The sequence below is a fragment of the Inquilinus sp. genome, assembly GCF_057815775.1.
Genome location: NZ_JBYRFX010000704.1, coordinates 1 through 7,956 on the forward strand (window position 1 = coordinate 1; position 7,956 = coordinate 7,956).

The window sequence follows — 7,956 nt, forward strand, 5'->3', positions numbered from 1 at the left end:
GCTTCTGGGCGGGGCAGTTCGTCGACCTGACCATCCCCGGCCGCGGCATCACCCGGTCCTTCTCGATGGCCAACGCCCCGGTCCAGCAGAACCGGCTGGCCTTCATCATCAAGAAGTATCCGGACGGCGCCTTCTCGGCGCTGCTGGACGGCGAGCTGAAGCCGGGCGACCGGCTGACCGCCAAGGGCCCCTACGGCACCTGCTTCCGGCGGGAGGAACGGCCGGGGCCGATGGTGCTGATCGGCGGCGGCTCCGGCATGTCGCCGCTGTGGTCGATCCTGAACGACCATGCCGAGAGCGGGGAACAGCGGCCGGTGCGCTTCTTCTACGGCGCCCGCACCCGGCGCGACCTGTTCCATCTCGACGAATTCGTCGAATTCGCCCGCCGCCTGCCGAATTTCCGATTCATCCCGGCGCTGTCCCACGCCGAACCCGGCGACGAATGGACCGGCGAGACCGGCTTCGTCCACGAGGTCGTGGCGCGGGTGCTGCGGGAGGAGGGGCTGCCGGGCGAGATCGACGCCTACACCTGCGGCCCGCCGCCGATGATCGACGCCGTGCTGCCGGTGCTGCAGATGGCCGGCGTCGAGCCGGAGCGAATCTACTTCGACAAGTTCACCCCGGCCATCCGCTGATCCGCGGCCCCGGACCAACCTGATCCGACAACGCCAGCAAGGGAGGATATCGATGACCAACCTCGAACAGCCAACGGCACCCCTGAAGTCCGGCGCCGCCGGCGCGGCCCAGTTCGCCGGGTCCGACAGCCGCAAATACAATTACTTCGATCCGAAGGGCCGCAAGGCGACGCATTACGAGGACGTCACGGTCGATGTCCAGCCCGACCCGAAGCGGTATCTGCTGCAGGACTGGATCATCTCCTTCCCCGACGGCACGCCGACCTATTCCGAGAGCTGGACCGCGGCGAAGAGCTCGGACTGGCACAAATACCGGTCGGTGGACGAGGAGTGGGAGCGCACCCATTACCAGCGCCAGGCCACGATCGTCGGCATGATCACCAACGTGATCGACAATGCCCGGCGGTCGGGCGCACCGCGCCGCTTCGATGCAGCCTGGGTCAAGGTGCTGCAGGACCATCTCGGCGCCTACAAGCACGCCGAATTCGGCCTGGGCACCTCGGCGATGCACGCGCAGCGCTACGGCTACACCCAGATGATCAACAACGCGATCCTGACCAACTCCTCGTACAAGCTGCGCTTCTCGCAGGATCTGACGCTGTATCTCAGCGAGATCGGCCTCGATCTCGAGACCTTCGACAGCACCGCGGGCAAGACCCATTGGCTCGAGGATCCGATCTGGCAGGACACCCGCCGGGCGATCGAGACGATCGGCGGCGCCACCGACTATCTCGAGAAGTATTTCGCGGTGAACATCGTGTTCGAACCGCTGGTGGCGGAGCTGTTCCGCAGCGGCTTCATCATGCAGATGGCGGCGTCCCAGAACGACTTCAGCACGCCGACCGTCGTGTCCGCGGCCGAAGGCGACTACGAGCGCAACCTGGCCAATGCGGTCGAGCTGTTCCACATGCTGGCGCATGACCCGCAGCATGGCGAGCACAACCGCCTGCTGTTCACCCAGTGGTTCGACAACCATGGGGCGCTGGCCGTCGCCGCGGCCCGGCATCTGCAGCCGCTGTGGTCGCTGCCGCGGGTCAAGGTCACGCAGTTCAACGACGCCTTCGACCTGGCCCGCAACCGGGCGAAGACGATCGTGACCGAGATCGGCCTCGACGTGCCGGCGCTGCTGTCGGCCTGAGATCCCATCAGCCGCCGGCGCTGGCGTCGGCAAGAGGAGTATCGAGATGACCCAGATGAACGCCAACATCTTCAAGTCCATGAAGGACATGCAGTTCGAGACGACGATCTCGCACCAGTGCGGCGTCACCATGAACGACAGCGTCGAGGCTCGTGTCATCGCCGAGGTGATGGGCGAGAAGCCGGGGGTCACGGTCACCTACATGCCGGCCATGATCCGCCTCGACGGCGAAGGCACGATGGAATTCAAGATGGACGAGATCAGCGAGGCGCTCGGCCGCCCGATGACCCCGCATCTGTTCTAGATCTCCACCTCCACCCATTACGGGCGGATGGTCATGATCGACGATGACACCGTCATGCTGTTCGGCAACATGGACGACGCCCTGCGCTACGAGTAGGCGCCGGCCCGTTCCCCCATCCGCCAGATGTAACGGCGGCGCCAGCCGCAAAGGGCGCCGCCGCAAACCCAGTTCAAGGGAGCCAGCCATGTATCGCACCAAGGACGGCGAAGAGATCTTCATCATCGATGGTCATGTCCACCTCTGGGACGGGCGCCCGGAGAACTGGAAGAATGTCCATGGCCAGCAGTTCATCGACTGCTTCTACGGCTATCACAGCTTCCTGCAGCCGAAGGATCGGCAATGGTCGCGGGAGAAGTTTTATCACTACGGCGCCGAGACGATGTACAACGACCTGTTCGTCCAGGGTTATGACGACATGGCGATCTTTCAGCCGACCTATCTGAAGGATTTCTACGTCAACGGCTTCAACACCCTCGAACAGAACGCCGTCCTGAAGACGAAATATCCCGACCGCTTCATCCTGAACGGCGCTTTCGATCCGCGCGACGGCGAGGCCGGCCTGGCGCAGCTGGAAGAGGATGCCGCGACCCACGGCCTCAAGGGGGTCAAGCTCTACACCGCCGAATGGAAGGGCGACAGCAAGGGCTACAAGCTGTCCGACCCCGGCGCCCAGAAGTTCCTGGAGCGGGCGGAAAAGCTCGGCATCAAGAACGTCCATGTCCACAAGGGCCCGACGATCCTGCCGTTGAACCGCGATGCGTTCGATGTCGCTGACATCGACGACGCGGCGACCAGCTTCCCGAACCTCAACTTCATCGTCGAGCATTGCGGCCTGCCGCGGCTGGATGATTTCTGCTGGATCGCGACCCAGGAGACCAATGTCTATGCCGGGCTGGCGGTGGCGCTGCCCTTCATCCGCAACCAGCCGAAATACTTCGCCCATGTGATCTCGCAGCTGCTGATGTGGCTGGGCGAGGACAAGATCCTCTACGGCAGCGACTACGGCATCTGGACGCCGGACTGGCTGATCGAGGATCTCATGGCCTTCGAGCTGCCGCAGGACATCACCCAGGAGACCGGGGCGAAGCTGACGCTGCAGGCGAAGAAGAAGATCCTCGGCCTCAATGCCGCCCGCCTCTACGACATCGATATCGAGGCCAAGAAGGCGGTGCTGACCGATGCCCGCCAGTCGGTCGCGGCGGAATGACCGCCGTGGCCGTCGCGCCGGCCGAGACCCGGATCCGGCAGGTCTGGACCCGGCTCGAGGCGGTGACGGACCCGGAACTCGACGAATCCGTGACGGAGCTCGGCTTCGTCACGGATGTCGATGTTGCCGATGATGGCGGGGTCCGGATCCGCTTCCGGCTGCCGACCTATTGGTGCGCCGCCAACTTCGCCTTCCTGATGGCGGACGACATGCGCCGTGCGGTGCTGGCCCTGCCCTGGGCCACCAGCGCGCAGGTCGAGCTGGGCGATCACATGTATGCCGAGACGATCAACCGCGGCATGGCCCAGGGCCTGGCCTTCCGGGATGCGTTCGACGGCGAGGCGGATGGCGACCTGGAAGAGATCCGCCGGACCTTCATCCGCAAGGCGTTCCAGCGTCGGCAGGAGGCGGTGATCCGCCACCTGATGGACCAGGGCAGGGATCCGGCCGCGCTGCGCGGTCTCGACGCCGATGCCCTGCGCAGTGTCGATGTCGGCGCGGAGGGGCGGCGGCTGGTCGACCGCTATCTGGTGCTGCGGCAGGACATCTTCGGCGCCGGCGGGCCCGCCTTCGTCGACGACGGCGGTGCCGCGATCACGGCGGAGGGCTGGCAGGCGCATCTCGCCGGCCTGCGGCGGGTCTGGATCAACACCGAGTTCAACGGCGCCCTGTGCCGGGGGCTGCTCGCCGCGCGCTTCAACGATGAGACGGCAGCGCTGGGGGCCGAGCCGACCCTGGTCGACTTCATCCGCCAATTGCCTGCCGACGGCCGCTAGCGGTCCTCCGCCTGCCGGAACAAAGATCAGAAGGGGAAGAGAATGCCCAAGATCATGCTGCACGACGAAGCCGCCCGGCAGGCGCTCGGCCGCGGTGTTGCCAAGCTGGCGCGGGCGGTGCGCGGCACGCTCGGGCCGCGCGGCATGAACGCCATCATCGACCGGCCGATCGGCACGCCGATCATCTCCCGCGACGGCGTCAGCATCGCCGCCGAGATCGAGCTGGAAGACCCGTTCGAGAACATGGGCGCCCAGGTCCTGCGCGAGGTGTCGAAGCAGACCAACGAGGTCGCCGGCGACGGCACCACCACCGCCACGGTCCTGGCCGATGCGCTGGTGCAGGATGGGCTGGACCGGCTGGCGGCCGGGGCGAACCCGGTCGAACTGGTGCAGGGGCTGGATCTGGCGGTCGAGCAGGTGATCGACGCGCTGCGGCGGGCTGCGAAGCCGCTGGACGGGCCGGACCAGATCCGGTCGGTGGCCGTGATCGCCGCCAACGACCCGGTCACGGGCGGGCTGGTGGCCGAGGCGCTGGCCCGGGTCGGGGCGGACGGCATCGTCACCGTGGATTACGGCAGCACGGTCGAGACGCAGCTGGACGTGCTCGAGGGCATGGCCTTCGACCGCGGCTACCTCTCCCACCACATGGTCACCGATGTCGAGAAGATGCTGGTGGTGCTCGACCACCCGCACATCCTGATGGCGGACCAGAAGCTGCAGACGCCGGAGGAGGTCGCGGCCGTGCTGGCCCTGGTCGCCGGCACCGGCCGCCCGCTGCTGATCGTCGCCGAGGAGGTGGCGCCGGCCTGCGTGGTCGCGCTGCTCGCCGCGCACGACAAGGGCGGGCCGCTGGTCGCCGCGATCCATCCGCCGGAATACGGCCATTGGCGCAAGATGATGCTGGAGGATGTCGCCATCGTCACCGGCGGCCGGGTGCTCGCCCGCGACCTGGGCGGCCGGATCGACCGGGTCGAGCTGCGCGACCTCGGCAGCGCGCGGCAGGTCCGGATCTCCGCCAACCAGACCGTGGTCACGGGTGGCGGCGGGGCGCCGGAGGCGATCGCGGCGCGGCGCCAGCAGGTCGCCCGCCAGTGGCAGGCGGCGCCGGAGAACATCGAGCGCGACAAGTTCAAGGAAAGGCTGGCGAAGCTGTCCGGCGGCACCGCGGTGATCCTGGTCGGCGGTGCCACGCCGGTCGAACAGAAGCGCCGGCTGCAACTGGTCGAGGACGCCGTCAACGCCACCCGGGCCGCGATCGCGGAGGGCATCGTCCCGGGCGGCGGCACCGCCCTGCTGCAGGCGGCGCCGGCGCTCGACGACCTGGCGGCGCGCACCGATGGCAGCGTCCGGGAAGGGGTCAAGCTGCTGCAGCGCGCCCTGTCCCGGCCGCTGTTCCACATCGCCGCCAACAGCGGCGTGAACGGCGAAGCGGTCACGGCCCAGGTCGCCCGGTCGGCGCCCGGGATGGGCTTCGACGCCCGCACCGGCGCCTTCGTCGACCTGGTCGCGGCCGGCATCGTCGATCCGGTGCGGGTCAGCACCAGCGCGGTGCGGAACGCGGCCTCGGTCGCCGGGCTGGTGCTGACCACGCACACCCTGATCGCGGACAAGCGCGAATTCTCCGACCCCACGGCCGGGCCGGCCCTCGGCGGCGGCGCCGAGCGTCTCGGCCGGGCCTGAAACGCAAACGAAGCGGAGGACGATGATGAAGGCGCTGGTGTTCAACGGGCCGGGGCAGAAGGACTGGGTCGAGAAGGCGGCCCCCGGCATCGAGAAGCCGACGGATGCGATCGTCCGGATCACGCGCACCACCATCTGCGGCACGGATCTTCACATCCTGAAGGGCGACGTGCCGACGGTGGCGGCGGGCCGGACGCTCGGGCATGAAGGGGTCGGCGTGATCGAGGCGGTCGGCTCCGCCATCAAGAGCTTCAAGCCGGGCGACCGCGTCCTGATCTCCTGCATCACCTCCTGCGGCTCCTGCCCCAACTGCAAGCGGCAGCTGTATTCGCATTGCGCGGATGGCGGGTGGATCCTCGGGCATCTGATCGACGGCACCCAGGCCGAACTGGTGCGCATCCCGCACGCCGACAACAGCCTGTACCCGATCCCGGACGGCGCCGACGAGGAAGCGCTGGTGATGCTGAGCGACATCCTGCCCACCGGGTTCGAGATCGGCGTCCTGTCCGGCCAGGTGAAGCCGGGCGACACGGTCGCGATCATCGGCGCCGGGCCGGTCGGCATGGCCGCCCTGCTGACCGCCCAGTTCTACACCCCCGGCCGCATCGTGATGCTGGATACGGACCCCAACCGGCTGGAGGTGGCGCGGCGCTTCGGCGCCACGGACACGATCGACGTGTCGGGCGGCAAGGCGGTCGAGACCCTGATGGCGATGACGGACGGTGTCGGCGTCGACGTGGCGATCGAGGCGGTCGGCATCCCCGCCACCTTCGACATCTGCCAGAAGGTGATCGCGCCGGGCGGCCACATCGCCAATGTCGGCGTGCATGGCAAGAGCGTCGAGCTGCATCTGGAAACGCTGTGGATCCAGAACATCACGCTGACCACCGGGCTGGTGAACACCAACACCACGCGGATGCTGATGAAGACGGTGCAGTCGGGCAAGCTGTCGCCGGCGGGGCTGATCACCCACCGCTTCGCGCTGCAGGACATCCTGCAGGCCTATGCCGTCTTCGCGAATGCCGCGAAGGAGAAGGCGCTGAAGGTCATCCTGACCGCGGCGTGACGGCCGGCGGGGCGGTGAAAGACTGGTCGAAAGGCCCATGCCGCGGGGGGTGAACGGTGGGGGCAGGAATGGTGTAGAGTATCAAATGACAACGGTCGCGGGACGATCGGCCGAACCGATCGCCCGAAAAAGACGGCCGGCAACCGGGAGCGACCGATGTCCAGACGTGACGAACCGTCGACCGGCCTGAATCGCCCGAGCGCCCCGCCGGCCTTCGTCGGCGCGCCCTGCGAGGCGACCGACACCATGCTGGCCTGGGAGCGCTATCTGTCCGGCGAGCCGCAGGCGACGGTCCCGGCCAAGAACTTCGTCGTCGCCTCCTGGCAGCGCAGCCTGCATTCCGGCGTCAACCCGACCGGGCGGTCCGCGCCGATCGCGGTGCGCAGCGATGCGATGGGGGAGCTTCGGCGCCGCCACGTCGATCTGGTCTCCGCCGCCTCGGGGCTGTTCGCGGATGCGGTCGACCTGATGGCCGGATCCGGCTCGATCATGCTGCTGACCAACCCCGACGGGGTCGTGCTGCAGGCGGTCGGGGACATGCCGACGCTGGAGAAGGGCGAGAACATCCACCTGATGTCCGGCGGCGACTGGCGCGAGGATGTCGTCGGCACCAACGGCATCGGCACGGCGATCGCCACCGGCCGACCGGCCCAGATCCACGCCGCCGAGCATTTCTGCGAAGGCATCAAGGGCTGGACCTGCGCCGGATCGCCGATCTTCGAGCCCGGCACCGGCGCGATCATGGGTGTGATCGACATCTCCGGCCCGCCCTCGACCTATCAGCGCAACAACCTGGGCCTGGCGGTGGCCGCGGCCCGGCAGATCGAGATGGTGCTGACCGAACGGTCGACGCGCGAGCGGATGCAGCTGCTCGAGGTCTGCCTGCGCCGCCTGTCATCCGCCGATGCTGCCGGCATCATCGTGATCGACCGGCATGGCCGGCTGGTGCAGACCACCGGCAAGGTCTCGCTGCCGATCCTTGTCGGCGACCGGGTGCCAGGCCTCGATCGCACTGTCGCGGTCGAGGACTGGGCGCACCGCCTGCCGGAGGGCCTGCGGCCCGAATGGTTCAATCCGGTCATCGCCGACGGCCGTTCGATCGGGGCCCTGCTGGTGGTGCCGGACCGGCCGCGCCCCCGGCTGCGGGCCG

At 68.1% G+C, this 7,956-nt stretch carries 8 protein-coding genes; all 8 read left to right on the forward strand.

Going from position 1 to position 7,956, the window contains the following annotated elements; translation table 11 throughout:
• The coding region (locus AC3XYG_RS24555; RefSeq protein ID WP_489142492.1) for an FAD-binding oxidoreductase at nucleotides 1-635 on the forward strand (635 nt) is incomplete at its 5' end.
• A gap of 52 nt (nucleotides 636-687) precedes the next feature.
• Entirely contained in the window at nucleotides 688-1,773 is a 1,086-nt protein-coding gene (locus AC3XYG_RS24560; RefSeq protein WP_489142493.1) for an aromatic/alkene monooxygenase hydroxylase subunit beta, read from the forward strand.
• Nucleotides 1,774-1,819: 46 nt separating this feature from the next.
• Nucleotides 1,820-2,077, forward strand: coding sequence for an MmoB/DmpM family protein (locus AC3XYG_RS24565; protein WP_489142494.1), 258 nt, complete (start codon nucleotides 1,820-1,822; stop codon nucleotides 2,075-2,077).
• Nucleotides 2,078-2,261: 184 nt separating this feature from the next.
• Nucleotides 2,262-3,284 (forward strand): amidohydrolase family protein, encoded by a 1,023-nt coding sequence (locus AC3XYG_RS24570; protein ID WP_489142495.1) that lies wholly within the window; start codon nucleotides 2,262-2,264, stop codon nucleotides 3,282-3,284.
• A complete protein-coding gene (locus AC3XYG_RS24575) occupies nucleotides 3,281-4,060 on the forward strand; it encodes a metal-sulfur cluster assembly factor (protein WP_489142496.1) in 780 nt (259 codons plus the stop codon). The genes AC3XYG_RS24570 and AC3XYG_RS24575 overlap by 4 nt, the downstream gene beginning before the upstream one ends.
• Nucleotides 4,061-4,102: 42 nt before the next feature.
• Complete coding sequence (gene groL / locus AC3XYG_RS24580; protein ID WP_489142497.1) at nucleotides 4,103-5,740, forward strand: chaperonin GroEL; 1,638 nt, start codon at nucleotides 4,103-4,105, stop codon at nucleotides 5,738-5,740.
• 22 nt (nucleotides 5,741-5,762) lie between these two features.
• Nucleotides 5,763-6,806 (forward strand): zinc-dependent alcohol dehydrogenase family protein, encoded by a 1,044-nt coding sequence (locus AC3XYG_RS24585; protein ID WP_489142498.1) that lies wholly within the window; start codon nucleotides 5,763-5,765, stop codon nucleotides 6,804-6,806.
• 156 nt (nucleotides 6,807-6,962) lie between these two features.
• Nucleotides 6,963-7,956, forward strand: a 994-nt coding sequence (locus AC3XYG_RS24590; protein ID WP_489142499.1) for a sigma-54-dependent Fis family transcriptional regulator, incomplete at its 3' end; no start/stop codon positions are given.

What these genes read in the sequence shown, in the direction of transcription:
- AC3XYG_RS24565 (WP_489142494.1), top strand. Translation starts at nt 1,820, where the DNA reads ATGACCCAGATGAACGCCAACATCTTCAAGTCCATGAAGGACATGCAG.
- AC3XYG_RS24560 (WP_489142493.1), top strand. Translation starts at nt 688, where the DNA reads ATGACCAACCTCGAACAGCCAACGGCACCCCTGAAGTCCGGCGCCGCC.
- AC3XYG_RS24575 (WP_489142496.1), top strand. Translation starts at nt 3,281, where the DNA reads ATGACCGCCGTGGCCGTCGCGCCGGCCGAGACCCGGATCCGGCAGGTC.
- groL (WP_489142497.1), top strand. Translation starts at nt 4,103, where the DNA reads ATGCCCAAGATCATGCTGCACGACGAAGCCGCCCGGCAGGCGCTCGGC.
- AC3XYG_RS24585 (WP_489142498.1), top strand. Translation starts at nt 5,763, where the DNA reads ATGATGAAGGCGCTGGTGTTCAACGGGCCGGGGCAGAAGGACTGGGTC.
- AC3XYG_RS24570 (WP_489142495.1), top strand. Translation starts at nt 2,262, where the DNA reads ATGTATCGCACCAAGGACGGCGAAGAGATCTTCATCATCGATGGTCAT.